At 74.2% G+C, this 13,677-nt stretch carries 10 protein-coding genes; 3 read left to right on the top strand and 7 right to left on the bottom strand.

Annotated features, from left to right (window positions below):
- Positions 1 to 397: 397 nt before the first annotated feature.
- From Sm713_RS27030 to Sm713_RS27040, 3 genes are all read right to left on the bottom strand, one after another.
- Positions 398 to 1,111: a DUF5063 domain-containing protein gene (locus Sm713_RS27030; RefSeq protein ID WP_212912670.1), complete on the bottom strand. Its 714-nt coding sequence runs from the start codon at positions 1,109 to 1,111 to the stop codon at positions 398 to 400.
- The gene (gene recR, locus Sm713_RS27035) at positions 1,104 to 1,703 is read right to left on the bottom strand and encodes a recombination mediator RecR (protein ID WP_212912671.1); all 600 of its coding nucleotides are present in this window, start codon (positions 1,701 to 1,703) and stop codon (positions 1,104 to 1,106) included. The genes Sm713_RS27030 and recR overlap by 8 nt, the downstream gene beginning before the upstream one ends.
- Before the next feature lie 456 nt (positions 1,704 to 2,159).
- On the bottom strand, positions 2,160 to 2,501 hold the full coding sequence (locus tag Sm713_RS27040; protein ID WP_212912672.1) for a YbaB/EbfC family nucleoid-associated protein: 342 nt from the start codon (positions 2,499 to 2,501) through the stop codon (positions 2,160 to 2,162).
- A 248-nt stretch (positions 2,502 to 2,749) separates the two neighbouring features.
- Here Sm713_RS27040 and Sm713_RS27045 point away from each other — a divergent pair, with 248 nt between their 5' ends.
- Entirely contained in the window at positions 2,750 to 3,631 is an 882-nt protein-coding gene (locus Sm713_RS27045) for an Fpg/Nei family DNA glycosylase (protein WP_212912673.1), read from the top strand.
- 456 nt (positions 3,632 to 4,087) lie between these two features.
- On the opposite strand, the gene Sm713_RS27050 is transcribed toward Sm713_RS27045, so the two are convergent.
- Positions 4,088 to 4,654 (bottom strand): TetR/AcrR family transcriptional regulator, encoded by a 567-nt coding sequence (locus Sm713_RS27050; RefSeq protein ID WP_212912674.1) that lies wholly within the window; start codon positions 4,652 to 4,654, stop codon positions 4,088 to 4,090.
- A gap of 128 nt (positions 4,655 to 4,782) precedes the next feature.
- On the opposite strand from Sm713_RS27050, the gene Sm713_RS27055 reads away from it, so the two are divergent.
- Complete coding sequence (locus tag Sm713_RS27055; RefSeq protein WP_212912675.1) at positions 4,783 to 5,835, top strand: aldo/keto reductase; 1,053 nt, start codon at positions 4,783 to 4,785, stop codon at positions 5,833 to 5,835.
- A 38-nt stretch (positions 5,836 to 5,873) separates the two neighbouring features.
- Here the strand turns inward: Sm713_RS27055 and Sm713_RS27060 are convergent, their stop codons facing one another.
- The 3 genes from Sm713_RS27060 to Sm713_RS27070 all read right to left on the bottom strand — a co-directional run bounded on the left by Sm713_RS27060 (position 5,874) and on the right by Sm713_RS27070 (position 10,359).
- Entirely contained in the window at positions 5,874 to 6,524 is a 651-nt protein-coding gene (locus tag Sm713_RS27060; protein ID WP_212912676.1) for a hypothetical protein, read from the bottom strand.
- 179 nt (positions 6,525 to 6,703) lie between these two features.
- A complete protein-coding gene (locus tag Sm713_RS27065) occupies positions 6,704 to 9,526 on the bottom strand; it encodes a glycosyltransferase (protein WP_249416716.1) in 2,823 nt (940 codons plus the stop codon).
- Positions 9,523 to 10,359, bottom strand: a complete 837-nt coding sequence (locus tag Sm713_RS27070; protein WP_212912677.1) for a GntR family transcriptional regulator — start codon at positions 10,357 to 10,359, stop codon at positions 9,523 to 9,525. Before Sm713_RS27070 ends, Sm713_RS27065 begins: the two co-directional genes overlap by 4 nt.
- 388 nt (positions 10,360 to 10,747) lie before the next feature.
- On the opposite strand from Sm713_RS27070, the gene Sm713_RS40730 reads away from it, so the two are divergent.
- The gene (locus tag Sm713_RS40730; RefSeq protein ID WP_249416717.1) at positions 10,748 to 13,396 is read left to right on the top strand and encodes a serine/threonine-protein kinase; all 2,649 of its coding nucleotides are present in this window, start codon (positions 10,748 to 10,750) and stop codon (positions 13,394 to 13,396) included.
- The last annotated feature ends 281 nt before the right edge of the window (positions 13,397 to 13,677 follow it).

Raw genomic sequence — 13,677 nt, forward strand, 5'->3', positions numbered from 1 at the left:
GCTCCCCCACTGCCTTGAGGGCGTGGGAGGTGCCCCCATCCCCGCGCCCCTGAAAGGCACGGGGCTACGCCCCGATAGAGCTCCCGCCACCGACCGGGTCGGGGCGCAGCCCCGCCCTGAAGGGGCGCGGGGAACTGCGCGACCAGCCACGACGCTGCCGTCGCATGGCCACCGACCCAAAGGGGCAGTCTCGGTCCCATCCGGACCGTCCGCGAGTGGTGGGTTGCTCGCTCCCCCACTGCCTTGAGGGCGTGGGAGGTACCCCCATCCCCGCGCCCCTGAAAGCACGGGGCCAGGTCCCTGACAAGGGGCGCGGGGAACTGCGCGAACCCAGCCACGACCACGCCGTCAGATCGTCACTGCGGCGGCACCCCTGGGGGTACCGGGGGCACCCCGGTCAACGGCGTTTGCGGAGGCCGAGGGGGCCCGCGATCTCCTCGGCCATCACCCGGCCCGCCTCCTCCGCCAGCGACTCGTCCCCGAGGTCCTCATCCGTGTCCAGGCCGTCCAACTCCTCCAGCGGCTGGTTCAGCCGCACGTGCGCGACCAGCGACTGCAGGGCCCGCAGGGCGGCCGACGCGGTGGCACCCCAGTTGGAGAAGTACGAGAACTGCCACCACCACAGGGCCTCGACCGTGCGGCCCGCCCGGTAGTGCGCCATGCCGTGCCGCAGATCCGTGACGACGTCGGCGAGGTCGTCGGAGATCCGGCAGGCCACCGGCGCCTTGCGGGGCTCGTACGGGTCGAAGACCTCGGAGTAGACGTCCACCGGGTCCAGCAGCACCGCGAGCCGCTCGCGCAGCTCCGCGCCGACCTCGGCGTCACGCTCGGGCCCGAGGTCGGGCTCGTAGCGCTCGTCGGGGACGATGTCCTCGTGGGCGCCCAGCCGGCCGCCGGCCAGCAGCAGCTGGGAGACCTCCAGGAGCAGGAACGGGACGGCGGAGTCCGGCTCGTCGCCCGTGGCGACCTCCTCGACCGCGAGGATGAAGCTCTCGACCTGGTCGGAGATCTGCACGGCGAAGTCGTCCGGGTCGCCCGTGGTGGCGTTCGCCGCCCCACGGCCCTTTCCCCGGCCCTGTGGATGGGTGTCGTGCAGCGTGGTGTCAGACATCTAGGAGTCGTCTCCCCTCGAAGGCGCGGCCCAGCGTGACCTCGTCCGCGTACTCCAGGTCGCCTCCCACGGGGAGGCCGCTGGCCAGGCGGGTGACCTTGAGGCCCATGGGTTTGATCATGCGAGCGAGGTAGGTGGCCGTGGCCTCGCCCTCCAGGTTGGGGTCGGTGGCCAGGATCAGCTCGGTGACGGTGCCGTCCGCGAGACGCGCCAGGAGCTCCCGGATGCGCAGGTCGTCCGGCCCGACGCCCTCGATGGGGCTGATCGCCCCCCCGAGCACGTGGTAACGGCCGCGGAACTCCCGGGTCCGCTCGATCGCCACGACGTCCTTGGGCTCCTCGACCACGCAGATGACGGCCAGGTCGCGCCGCGCGTCACGGCAGATGCCGCACTGCTCCTCCTGCGCGACGTTGCCGCAGACCGAGCAGAACCTGACCTTCGCCTTCACTTCCAGGAGTGCCTGGGCGAGGCGCCGCACGTCGGCCGGCTCGGCCTGGAGGATGTGGAAGGCGATCCGCTGCGCGCTCTTGGGACCGACGCCGGGCAGCCTGCCCAGTTCGTCGATGAGGTCCTGGACCACGCCTTCGTACAACGGACTGCCCTTCGTGCGGGTGGTGCGGGTGGCATTCGCCGCCTGCCGGTCCCGGTCCCGGCCGGTCCTGCCCGGCCGGTCCGCCCGGCCCGGCCTGTGCTGCCCGGTCCGGTCCGTCGGCCGTTCCCGGTCCTGTCCTGCCGGTGGTGCGGTGGCGCGTGCCTCGGTCTTGTGCGTGTTCTGTCTTGCGCGTGTTCTGTCTTGCGCGTCTTCCGTGTGTCTCACATGTCGTGCGGTCTCGCAGACCTTGCAGGTCGCGAGGGTGGTGCGGGTGCGGGTTCCGGTACCTCGCCGTACGTCGTGCGGGGCCGGTCGTGCCGGGTTGGTGCCCGGCGGCAACCGTAGTTCGCCGGGGCCGCTTCGTTGAAGCCCCTCGGAGCCTTGCAGCCGTTCCGTAAGGATGCGGTCAGAACTGCGGGGCGGCCGGGGCCGGGTGGACCCGGGTGGGACCGGGTCTCAGAACGGCAGGCCCGGGATGTTTCCGCCGCCCAGACCCTGCGTGAGCGGGCCGAGCTTCTGCTGCTGGAGCTGCTGGGCGTTCTCGTTCGCCGCCTGGACCGCCGCGACGACCAGGTCGGCGAGGGTCTCCGTGTCCTCCGGGTCCACCGCCTTGGGGTCGATCTCCAGGCCGCGCAGCTCGCCGGCGCCGGTCACGGTCGCCCGCACCAGCCCGCCGCCCGCCTGTCCCTCGACCTCGGTCTCGGCCAGCTCCTCCTGCGCACGCGCGAGATCCTGCTGCATCTTCTGCGCCTGCTGGAGCAGCTCCTGCATGTTGGGCTGCCCGCCACCGGGAATCACGATCGGCTCCTGTCGTCTGCTGTCGGGGTCGTCAAACGGTCCGGGGTCGTCCGTGTGACCCGTCCCTCATGAGCCTACGTGGTCTCGCGTCCGCCCGCGTCATGCATCCCCGTCCCGGCGCTGGGCACTCGGCCCACGCCCGGACCTGGGCCGCGACGGGCGCCCACGCCTTCCCGGACGGCGTCCGGCAGGCACGTGTACGGGCTCGGGCGGCGCGGAGAACAGCAGGTGGAGAGGTGGGAGCGATCATGCCCGAACTGCCTGACGTCGAGGGGTTCCGGGAAGTCCTGGCGTCCTGTGCGCGGGGCGCGCCGATACGGCGGGTCGACGTCTACGACACCGGGGTGCTGCACGGGGTGACCCCGCGGCGGCTGGCGAGCGAGCTGTCGGGGCGGGCGTTCGCCGAGCCGGAGCGGCACGGGAAGTGGCTGCTGGCGCCCACCGAGGCGGAGGGGAAGGGCGACGGCGGCCACGGCGACGGCGGCGGGGGGCCCGAGGTGATGCTGCACTTCGGGATGACGGGGCGGCTGGTGTGCGAGGACGCGGGCGCTGAGCTGCATCCGCATGACCGGGTGGTGTTCACGGTGGGGGATGGGTCCGGTACCTCCCGTGGGTCCGGCGGGTCCGGCGGGTCCGGCGGGTCCGGGGGTGAAGTGCGGGAGCTGCGGTATCGGGATCAGCGCAAACTCAAGGGGCTGTGGCTCGTCGAGGAGGGCGAGGCGGGGGCGGTGATGGGCGAGCAGGGGCCCGATGCGGCGGGGGTGGGAAAGGCCGAGTTCGATGCGGCGCTGCGGGGGCGGCGGGGTGGGCTCAAGGCGGCGCTGACCGATCAGACCGTGATCGCGGGGCTGGGGAACCTGCTCGCGGACGAGATCCTGTGGCGGGCGCGGCTGCATCCCTCGGTGCCGGTGAACGGGATGTCGCAGGACGAGCGGGGGCGGTTGTACGCGGAGATGCGGAAGACCCTGCGGGCGTCGGTGCGGGCGGGGCGGGTGCCGGATCGACCTTCGTGGCTCACGGGGCGGCGGGATGAGCCGGATCCGCACTGTCCGCGGTGCGGGACGGCGCTGCGGCGGACGCGGGTTTCCGGGCGGTCGACCGTGTGGTGTCCTCGGGACCAGCGGAAGTGAGCGTGGCTTTGTTCTGCCGGGGCGCCTTCTGTTCGTTGGGCCACCGTGCTTTGCGGGTGCGGGTTTCGTCGGGCTTCTCGCGCAGTTCCCCGCGCTGCCGGGGCGCCTTCTGTTCGTTGGGCCACCGTGCCTTGCGGGTGCGGGTTTCGTCGGGCTTCTCGCGCAGTTCCCCGCGCCCCTTTGGGGCGCCTGCTGGTCGGTGCCTGCGGGTGCGTTCGCGAGTGCCGGACTCCTCTGGCTTGGGCGCCTTCTGTTCTGTCTGGGGCGGGGCCCCGGGCGGATATCCGTCCTCGGTCCGGCGCCCTCCGTTTCCCGGACGGTCACCCTGGGCCTGGCGCCGGACACTGCGGGCGGACATCCCCCCGTGTCCCCTCTCGTCTCGTGCGCGGCTGCCGGCCGGTTGGGCTGCGGTCACAGCACGCTGAGTGGTCCGGAACGGCCGGTGCTGGGAGCCGCTTACGGACGGAAGCCGTCGATCGCCAGGTCCAGTAGCCGCTGGACCTGGGCCGTGCCCTCGGGGGTGTCCGGGGTGCGCCACAGGCAGCTCATGAGCATGATGACGTCGGTCGGGTCGAGGCCGGGGCGGACCTCGCCGGCCTGTTCGCAGGCGGCCAGGAGGCGCCCGACGGCTGCGGTGACCGTGGTGGTGGTCGCGCCGACGATCTCCTGGGCCGCCGCGGTGTTCAGCGCGTCGCCCAGGCCGTGCTTGAGGCGGACGTAGGCGGCGAGGGTCGTGAACCAGTGCCGTAGCGCGTCCAGCGGTGCGTGGGCGGCCAGGACGTCCGGCACGGAGTCGACGAGGCGGTCCACGTCGTGCCGGTAGACCGCCAGGATCAGCGCCTCGCGGGTCGGGAAGTGCCGGTAGAGCGTGCCGGCCCCGACCCCCGCCCGCTTGGCGATCGAGTTGAGCGAGGCGTCCGCGGACTCGGCCAGCGCGTCATGGGCGACCTGGAGGATCGCCTCCCGGTTCTTCAGCGCGTCGGAACGCTGCGGCGCGCTGGAGCGCTGTGGCGCGTCTGGCACGGGTCCTCCTGGCGTGCGGGCGGTCGTCCGCGGTCATCCGATTGCTATCCGGAGAGTTCTCCGTTAGCGTCGGGAGCATCAAGCGGAGATCTCTCCGGTTTTCCGTTCTCCATTGTAGGAGCTCCCCTGTGCGCTACATCAAGCTCGGCCGCACCGGCCTCGACGTCTCCCCGGTCGCCATCGGCGCCATGAGCTACGGCGAACCCGACCGCGGCCACCCCGTCTGGTCCCTCGACGAGGAGGCCAGCCGGCCCCTGATCCGGCACGCACTGGAGGCCGGCGTCAACTTCTTCGACACCGCCAACCTGTATTCCTACGGCTCCAGCGAGGAGATCCTCGGCCGCGCCCTCAAGGACTTCGCGCGCCGCGACGAGGTCGTCATCACCACCAAGGTGCGCCACACCATGCGCCCTGGCCCCAACGGCAAGGGGCTGTCCCGCAAGGCGATCATGACCGAGATCGACGGCAGCCTGCGCCGCCTCGGCACCGACCACGTCGACGTCTACATGATCCACCGGCTGGACAACGAGACGCCGTTGGAGGAGACCCTGGAGGCCCTGCACGAGGTGGTGAAGTCCGGAAAGGCGCGCTACCTGGGCGCGTCCTCCATGCACGCCTGGCAGTTCGCCAAGGTGCTCCACCTCCAGGAGCGGCACGGCTGGGCGCGGTTCGTCACCATGCAGGACCACTACAACCTGCTGGCCCGCGAGGAGGAGCGGGAGATGCTCCCCCTCTGTGCCGACGAGGGGGTGGCCACCATGGTGTGGAGCCCCCTCGCGCGAGGCCGACTCGCCCGCCCGGCCGACCAGGCGAACGCCACCCAGCGCGCCGCCAGCGACGGCGCCTACGCCGACCTTCTCTACACCAAGGCCAACGAGGACAGCGACCGCGCCGTCCTGGACGAGGTCGGGGCCGTCGCCGACGCCCGCGGCGTCACCCGTGCCCAGGTCGCCCTGGCCTGGCTGCGCCGCAACCCCGTCGTCGCGGCCCCCATCGTCGGTGCCCGCACGGTCCAGCAGATCGACGACGCCGTCGCCTCCCTCGACCTGGACATCACCGACGAGGAGGCCTTCCGCCTGGAAGCCCCCTACACCCCCCGCCACGACCTCCAGGGCATCTCCGACGAGCGCGAGTTGGAGCGCATCAAGGCCCGCATCCCCGGCTACGCCACCATGGCCTAGCCGGAACGGCCCAGCCGAGACCGACCAGCCGGGACGGACTAGCTGAAGAGGATCATGGAGCCCTGGGCCAGGCTCCGGGTCGCGGCGGTGTGCAGGCCCAGCCAGACGTGGCGCTCGCGGGCGAAGGGGCTGGCGTCGGGGGCCGCGGGAGCCGCGGGTTCCTCCAGGGCCGTCGGGGCCTTGGGCGCGGCCGGCGCGGGGGGCGGGCTCATGGGGTCGATGCCGATGGACGGCGCCACGTGCTCCAGCTCGCGCAGGAGGGCGTGCGAGGAGCCGAGCGGGCCGCCTCCGGCGAGGAGGTCGTCGTTGGTGAGCGGTTCCGGGAAGTCCACGGGCACGTACGCCCCGGCGTTGTCGAAGTGCCAGACGAGATGCGACTGCTGGGCCGTCGTCTCGAACATCTCCAGGAGCTGCTCGTAGTCGCCGCCCAGCTCGTCCACGGGCGTCACCGCGAGCCCGCACACCTTCAGCAGGTACGCGCGCCGCAGGAAGTGCAGCGCGTCGTAGTCGAAACCGGCGACCGGTGCCACGTCGCCGGACAGGCCCGGCATGTAGGAGTACACCGGCACCGACGGCAGCCCGGCCTCGTTCAGGGTCCTGTCGTACAGGGCCAGTTCGTCGGCGAACGGGTTGTCGGGGCTGTGGCACAGCACGTCGACGAGCGGGACCAGCCACAGGTCACAGGCCAAGGAAGACTCCTCGCATAGCGCGGCACGCGGCTCGGTGCCGCCGGGGTCCCGTACCCGGGCAGGTACGCGGAGATGCGCAGGGGAACGAAACAAGGACAAAGGGGCGTCGATCTGCCGGTCTCCCGTGCGCCGGCGCATCGGCGCACCGGCACGTTACGTGGTCAAGGAAGAGTAATCCGTCATCGTCCACCGGGCTCCCCCGGTCCCCCGCCGCCGGCGGCCGCACCGACCGGCTGCCAGATCCAGACGCCGTCCACCCAGCGGCCCGGCCGCCCCAGCAGTTCGGTGACGGCCTGCCGCAGCGGACCGTCGTTGGGCTGCGGCGCCAGCACGATCAACCCGGCGTTCCAGTAGGCGAGGTCGGACTGCGCCTGCGTCCGCCAGGCGCTGTCGATCCTCGGCACCCGGCCGGTGTAGCGGACGTCGCGCAGCAGGTTGGAGGTCCAGCGCGGCGGCGCTCCGTAGATGCCGACGCGGTCGGGGCCGTACGGACCGTTGTAGTAGCCGCCGGGCAGCCGGAAGCCGAGGCCCGCGGCGGTCTGCCAGTGCAGCGCCTCCGCGTTGCCCGGGTCCGGCAGCGGCACGGGCACGAGGGTCCGGCCGGTGCCGGTGTCTGTACCGGTGCGCGTTCCTCTGCCTGTTCCTGTGCCGATGGCCGTACTCGCCGTGCTGTTCAGGTACGACGCCCACGTGCCGTCGGCGATGAAGGCCGGCACCGGGGCCCGTTCCACCGCCCTGAGCGGGGTCGGCACGATCGGCAGCAGCGCGGCGGCCACGGCGGCGAGGCCCAGGACCCGGATCCCGCGGCCGGTACGGGTCGGGGAGGGGTACGGCCGCGGGACCGGCCTCGGGCGCCGCACCGGCAGCAGGGCCGCCGTGCCCGCCGCCACGAGCATGCCGAGCACCGGGGCGCAGACCATCGCCACCCGGGACTCGATGACCGACTCGAACAGCGGCAGGTGCGCCATGAGCGCCCAGGGGCCCGGGAGCGACGTCTGCGTGAACGGCACCGGGATGCGGTGGCCGAGCGAGAGGACCGCCGCGGCCACCGCGGTGAAGGCGAGCGCGCGGACCGCGGGCCGCGCCCACAGCCGTACCGTGATCGCGAAGGCGAGGGCGGTCAGCGGCCAGCCGTAGAACGCGTTCTGCTCGGTCGGGTTCGGGGCGAGCCGGGTGGCGGCTGCGGTGTCGCCCCCGAGGGAGCGCGCGGCGAAGGAGATCAGCGCGAGGGGGCTGTTGGCGGCGTCGTCGCCGTGCAGCACGCTGCCGTAGCTGCCCGGACCCGAGAACTGCCAGTACAGCGGGTAGCCCACCAGCGGCACGCAGACCGCGGCGGCGACCGGCAGGCCCCGCAGCAGCGGACGCCACGCGGTGCGCGCGGCCCCTGGCCGCACCACCGCGTACGCCACGAGGAAGAGCGTCAGTCCGAGCGCCGTCAGCAGCAGCGGTTCCTCGCCCAGGAAGACCTGGTACGCGGCGAACAGGCCGAGGACGGCGCCGTTCCGGACGGCGCGCGGCTGCCCTTGCGTGCACAGCCGCAGCACCCGCTCGACGATCAGCGGGATCATGAAGAGGACGACGAAGTTCGGGTGCGCGTTGGCGTGGCTGACCATCGGCGGCGCGAACGCGGCGAGCGCGGCGCCCACGGCGGCGGCCGGGCGGTTCGGGGTGAGCCTGCGGACGATCAGGCGGTACCAGGCGGCGGCGGTCACCGCCATCCCCAGCGTCATCACCACGGCGAGGCTGATCGCCGGGCCGAGCAGCAGGGTCAGCGGCGCGAGGGGCACGGAGAGCCCGAGCATGGCGGTGTTCGCCATCAGGTTCACGCCGTCGGGGAAGCCCTGGAGCGTGGTGAAGAGCGGATTGTGCAGGTGCTGCACGTTGCCGGCGGTGACCGCGAAGAACCACTCCCACTGGTTCTGGTCGCGCAGCGAGTCGGGGAGGTAGCGGTCCGCGGGACCGCCGCCGGTCCACCGACCCCAGTGCAGGGCCGTGGCGAGCGCCAGGAAAAGGGCGAGCGCGAGCAGGTCCGCGCGGCGCAGGCCCCGGACCCTGAGCAGGGCCAGCTCGGCGAGCACCTTCGGGTAGTCGAGCGCCCGGACCTTCGAGCCCTCCTGGTGGGCCCAGCGCACCGGCACCTCCGCCACCGAGCGGCCGGTGCGCCGCAGGTACCGCAGTATCTCGACGTCGATGCCCCAGCCGGTGAGCCGCGACGCGGCGAACGCCTCCCGGGCCACGTCGCCGTCGAAGAGCTTGAAGCCGCACTGCGTGTCCCGGATGCCCGGTACCGCCACGGCCCGTATGAGGCGGTTGCCGGTGCGTCCGAGCAGTTCGCGCACCGGGTGCTGGCGGGTCTCGATGGTGGCGCCGGGCGCCGCGCGCGACCCTATGGCGGCGGCGTGGCCCTCGGCGAGCGCCTTGCCGAGCGCCTCCAGTTCCTCGATGGGCGCGGCGAGATCGGCGTCCGTGACGAGGACCCGGCGCCCGTACGAGGCCAGGACGCCCTGCCGCAGGGCGTGGCCCTTGCCGTGGTTGCGGCCGCTGCTGACCACGTGGACGCGGGGGTCGCGGGCGGCAGCGGCGGCGGCTATCTCGCGGGTCCGGTCGCGGGAGCCGTCGTCCACGACGATCAGCTCCCATTCGCCCCAGGGGCCCTGCCCGGACGGGAGGCCGGGGGGCGTGGGGGTGGTTGCGGCGGACTCGGAGGGTGTGGGAGTGGTTGCGGCGGACTCGGAGGGTGTGGGAGTGGTTGCGGCGGACTCGGAGGCGGGAGTGGTTCCGGACGGCTCGGGGGCGGGGACGGTTCCGGCGGGCACGTGTGCGTCGGCGGGCGTCTGCGAGGGCTTCTCGGCCATGGCGGCGGGCTCGGCGGGCCCTTCCGCGGGGGCGGGGGTGCGCAGGTGGTCGCCGCGGAGGTAGGCGCAGATCAGGTCGAGGGTCGGCCCCAGCCGCCGTTCCTCGTCGTACGCCGGGACGACCACCGTCAGATCCACACCGCTCATCCAGCGGCCAGCCCTTCGACGAGGGCGAGCGCGTGGGCGTGGCAGCCGGCGATCACGGCACGGGCGGCGCCCTGGTCGCAGCGGAGCAGGGCGTCGACGAGTTCGGTGTGGCCGGCCCACAGCCGGCCCTTCAGGTCGCCGGCGCTGCGCAGCAGCGGCACCGCGCAGGCCCAGCACTGCACGCGCAGCCGGTGCATGAAGTCGGCGAGGTAGGGGTTGCCGAAGAGGGAGTTCAGCTCGCGCCAGAAGCGCAGGTCGTAGCCGATGAGGACGTTCAGGTCGCCGGAGCGTGCGGCGCGCTCGGCCTCCTCGCCGCGGCGGCGGACCGCCAGGAGGGCACGTTCGGCGCCGACCCGGAGCGGCGGCAGCTTCCCGGCCGCGTCCGCTTCGGCGGGTTCGGCGGCTTCGGCGGGTGCGGCGGGTGCGGCGGGTTCGGCGGGTTCGGCGGCTGCCTCGGCTCCGCCCGTTCTGTCTGTTCTGTCGGCTCTCGCGGGTCTGTCGGTGGGAACGGGTCCGTAGAGCGAGCCGTGCCGGGCGAGGTCGCTGAAGATGCCGTCGGCGACGAGGTCGCGGGCCTCGATCATGCCCCGGTAGTCGCTGAACGAGTACTCGTGGACGCGGAAGCCGCGGTGCTGGACGGCGTCCAGCAGGCCCTGCGCGGAGAGGTCGACCAGCGCCTCGCGGACCGGCGTGGCGGAGACGCCGTACTGCTCGGCGATCTCCTTCACCGTGAACTCCTGCCCCGGGAACAGGCGCCCGGCCAGCACCTCGTCGCGGAGCGCGTCCGCGATCTGCTGGCGCAGCGTGCTGCGGGTGACGGCAGGGCCGCGCATCGTGGGCGTGCCTCCCGGTGGACGTGAACTCGGACGGACATACGACAGACGTATGACGGGGCAACCCTACGCGGCGGCTCCCGCGCCCCACTCCGACGCACGCCGTGAGCCCTCCCTCAGCCCTTCCGAAGCCCGCACTCCGCCCTTTCGGGGCCTCTCCGGGCTCGCGGACAGAGCCGACCGGGCGGACGATCCCGAACCAACCGGAACCCCCGCCCGGAGGGCAGCCCCCCGGAAAGGGGCCACCTCCCCTGGGGGGAAGCCACCCCACCCGCTCCCTCACGGCACGATGGTGACCGTCAGTACGACAGCGGCCGAGACCGGGCGGAAGCCCGGACTACCCTGGTGCCGTTGCCTGTTGGCATCCGACAGGGAGGGCTGCCCACCGATGGAGAAACTGGGGCCGGGCGATCCGCGGCAGATCGGCCCATACCGCGTGCTGGCCCGCCTGGGCGCCGGAGGCGTGGGCAGGGTCTTCCTGGCCCGCTCCGACCGGGGCCGGACGGCGGCGGTGAAGCTGGTCAAGCCCGAGCTCGCCGAACGGGAGGAGTTCCGGGCCACGCTCCGGCAGGACGTCCAGGCGGCCCGGCGGATCGGCGGCCCGTGGACCGCCCCGGTGCTGGACGCCGACACCGACGCCGCCACGCCCTGGGTGGCCACCGGCTACGTGCCCGGCCCCTCGCTGCACGACATCGTGGGCCGCGAGCACGGCGCCCTTCCGGAACGCTCCGTGCACATCCTCGCCGCCGGCCTCGCGCACGCCCTGGGCGACATCCACGCCGCGGGCCTGGTGCACCGCGCCCTGCGGCCGTCCAACGTCCTGGTCACCGCCGACGGCCCGCGCGTGGTAGACGCCGGTCTCGCCCGCGCGGTGGACGCCGCGGGCGGCGCCCTCGCGCACACCACCCGTTCCAGCGGGGCGTCCGCCTCCGCGGCCTTCCATGCGCCCGAACAGGTCCGCGGCGAGCTGGTCACCCCCGCGTGCGACGTGTTCTGCCTCGGCTCGGTGCTGGCGTACGCGGCGACGGGCAGGAGGCCGTTCGGGGAGGCGTCGAGCGGCCTGCACGCGCTGCTGTTCCGCATCGCCGAGGTGGAACCGGACCTGACGGGCCTGCCGGAGAGCCTGTCCGAGCTGGTCTCCGACTGCCTCCGCAAGGATCCGGCGGCCCGGCCCGGCGTCCCGGAGGTCCTGGCCCGCACCGGCGCCCGCAACGCGCGCGCGGACGGCCGGATGCCCGAGCACTGGCTGCCCGCCTCCCTCGTCGCCCACCTCGGCGGCAGCCGGTGGAAGGCCCCCGCGCAGCCCACGTTCATGGACGGCCGGGACGCCACCGAGCGCCCGGCCGGGGCCGGGCCGACCACCGAATCCGGGCCCACCGCCGGGCCCGAGAGCGCCCCCGCGGCCGAGCCCGCACCCGAGCCCGAGCGCGCACCGGCGTCCGGGCACACCGCCGGGTCCGAGCGCGGGACGGCCCCGGGTGCCGGTGCGGGCGGCCGCGGTCCGGCGCCGTCCGGTCCGCAGCCGACCGTGATCTCCAAGGGCACGTCGGCGGCCCCGTCGAGCCCGTTCGTGACGCCCTCGCCGACGGGTCCGTTCGCTCCTTCCGGCCCTCAGGCATCGCCGGGTACGTCCGCTGGTTCGTCCCCCGGTACGCCCGCTGGTTCGCCCCCGGGTACGTCCCCGGGCCGGGCCGCTCCCGCCGGTCCACCGGCACCCGGACGTGCCGCACCGCCCGGTGCGGCGGCGGCTCCCGGACAGCCCGCACCCCCCGGTCCGCCGCGCCCCGGCGGTCCGGGCCGCCCCGCCCCGGCGACCGCCTCCGGCACGCCGAACGGCACGGCCGCCTGGCCCCCGGTCACGCACGGTTCGGCCGCGCCCCGGCCCGACGCGAACGGGCCTGCGCTCCGGCCCGACCCGAACCGACCTGCGCCCCGGCCCGAAGCGAACCGGCCTGCGCCGCGCCCCGGACCCGGAGCATCAGGGCCGATGCCCACCCCCGGAGCCGGAGCCGGAGCCCCGGGACCCATGCCCCGCCCGGGAGCCGCCGGACAGGCGCCCCACCCCGGAGTCCCCGGAGCCCCCGGCCCCACGGACCACTCCAGCCACTCCAGCACTTCGGAGACGGCACCGCTGCCCCGCACCTCGGGCACGGCACCCCTGCCCCGCGTCCACCCCGGGCCGCGGTCGGCCGGAAGGCCCGCCGGAACCGGAACACCCGCGGGAAGGCCCCCCGGAGCCCCCGCCGCCCCGGCGAACGGCCGCAACGGCCTGCACGCCAACGGCCACCCCGGCCCCCTCCCGCCCACCGCTCACGGCTTCCCGCACCGGGCGCCCGCCCCGGCACCCGGCGCACCCGCACCGGGACCGGGTCCCCGTCCCGGGCCGGCTTCCCGTCCCGGTCAAGGTCCCCACCCCGCCCAGGTCCCCGCTCCCGCCGAGGTCCCCCCGGCACCGTCCACCAACCGCCGCAGGTCCACCGTCGCCCTCATCGTCGCCGCGCTGATCGTCGTCACCGGCGCGGGCGCGTCCGTCTACGCCCTGATGCACGGAAACGACGGCGGGGCGCGCACCGCACCCACCGCGTCCCCGTCGCGCGGGGGCGGCCAGGGCGCCGGCGCGAAGGACGGGCGTTCCCAGCCCCCGGCCCCCGTCCGGACCTCCCGGTCGCCGCAGGGCCCCGGCCTCGTGCCGGCGCGCTACCTGGGCACCTGGAACGGCAGCATCAACACCTCGTCGGGCCACAGCAGCCGCCGGCTGGTGATCACGCAGGGCGAGGTCGGCGACACGGTGCTCTCGCTCACCGCCGACGGGCCCGCCGCCGACGGCGGCTACCACTGCGTCTTCAAGGCACCGCTCCAGTCCGAGCCCACCGCGAAGGGCCCGCTGCGGATCGGCCCGTCCGTCGTCACCGAGGGCGAACCGGCCACCTCCTGCTCGCCGGGCGCCCCCACCACCGTCACGGTCCTGCCCGACGGCAGGCTCCAGCGCACCAACACGGACACGGGCGAGAAGCTGACCTACGCGAAGGGCCGCTGAGCGGCCGCTGAGCCCCGGTCCCTTGCGGTGCTCTGTGTGTGATGGTGCGGCCTCACTGTGGTGGCTGTTTGCGCAGTTCCCCGCGCCCCTTGGGGGGTGCCGTAAGCCGCCGGGCCACCCTGGCGCCCAAGGGGCGCGGGGAACTGCGCGAGCAACCCACCACCAGCCGGTGGTCCGGTCTGACGCCCCATACCCACCCGATGCCGGGGCCGGGGCGCAGCCCCGATGAAGGGGCGCGGGGAACTGCGCGAACAAGCCCCACCAGCGGGTGGTCCGGACTG

The sequence above is a fragment of the Streptomyces sp. TS71-3 genome (assembly GCF_018327685.1).
In the GTDB taxonomy this organism is placed as follows: domain Bacteria; phylum Actinomycetota; class Actinomycetes; order Streptomycetales; family Streptomycetaceae; genus Streptomyces.

Bases quoted from the DNA above. Each gene is read 5' to 3' on its own strand.
- Sm713_RS27065 (WP_249416716.1), bottom strand. From the start codon at position 9,526: ATGAGCGGTGTGGATCTGACGGTGGTCGTCCCGGCGTACGACGAGGAA.
- Sm713_RS27045 (WP_212912673.1), top strand. From the start codon at position 2,750: ATGCCCGAACTGCCTGACGTCGAGGGGTTCCGGGAAGTCCTGGCGTCC.
- Sm713_RS40730 (WP_249416717.1), top strand. From the start codon at position 10,748: ATGGAGAAACTGGGGCCGGGCGATCCGCGGCAGATCGGCCCATACCGC.
- Sm713_RS27070 (WP_212912677.1), bottom strand. From the start codon at position 10,359: ATGCGCGGCCCTGCCGTCACCCGCAGCACGCTGCGCCAGCAGATCGCG.
- Sm713_RS27030 (WP_212912670.1), bottom strand. From the start codon at position 1,111: ATGTCTGACACCACGCTGCACGACACCCATCCACAGGGCCGGGGAAAG.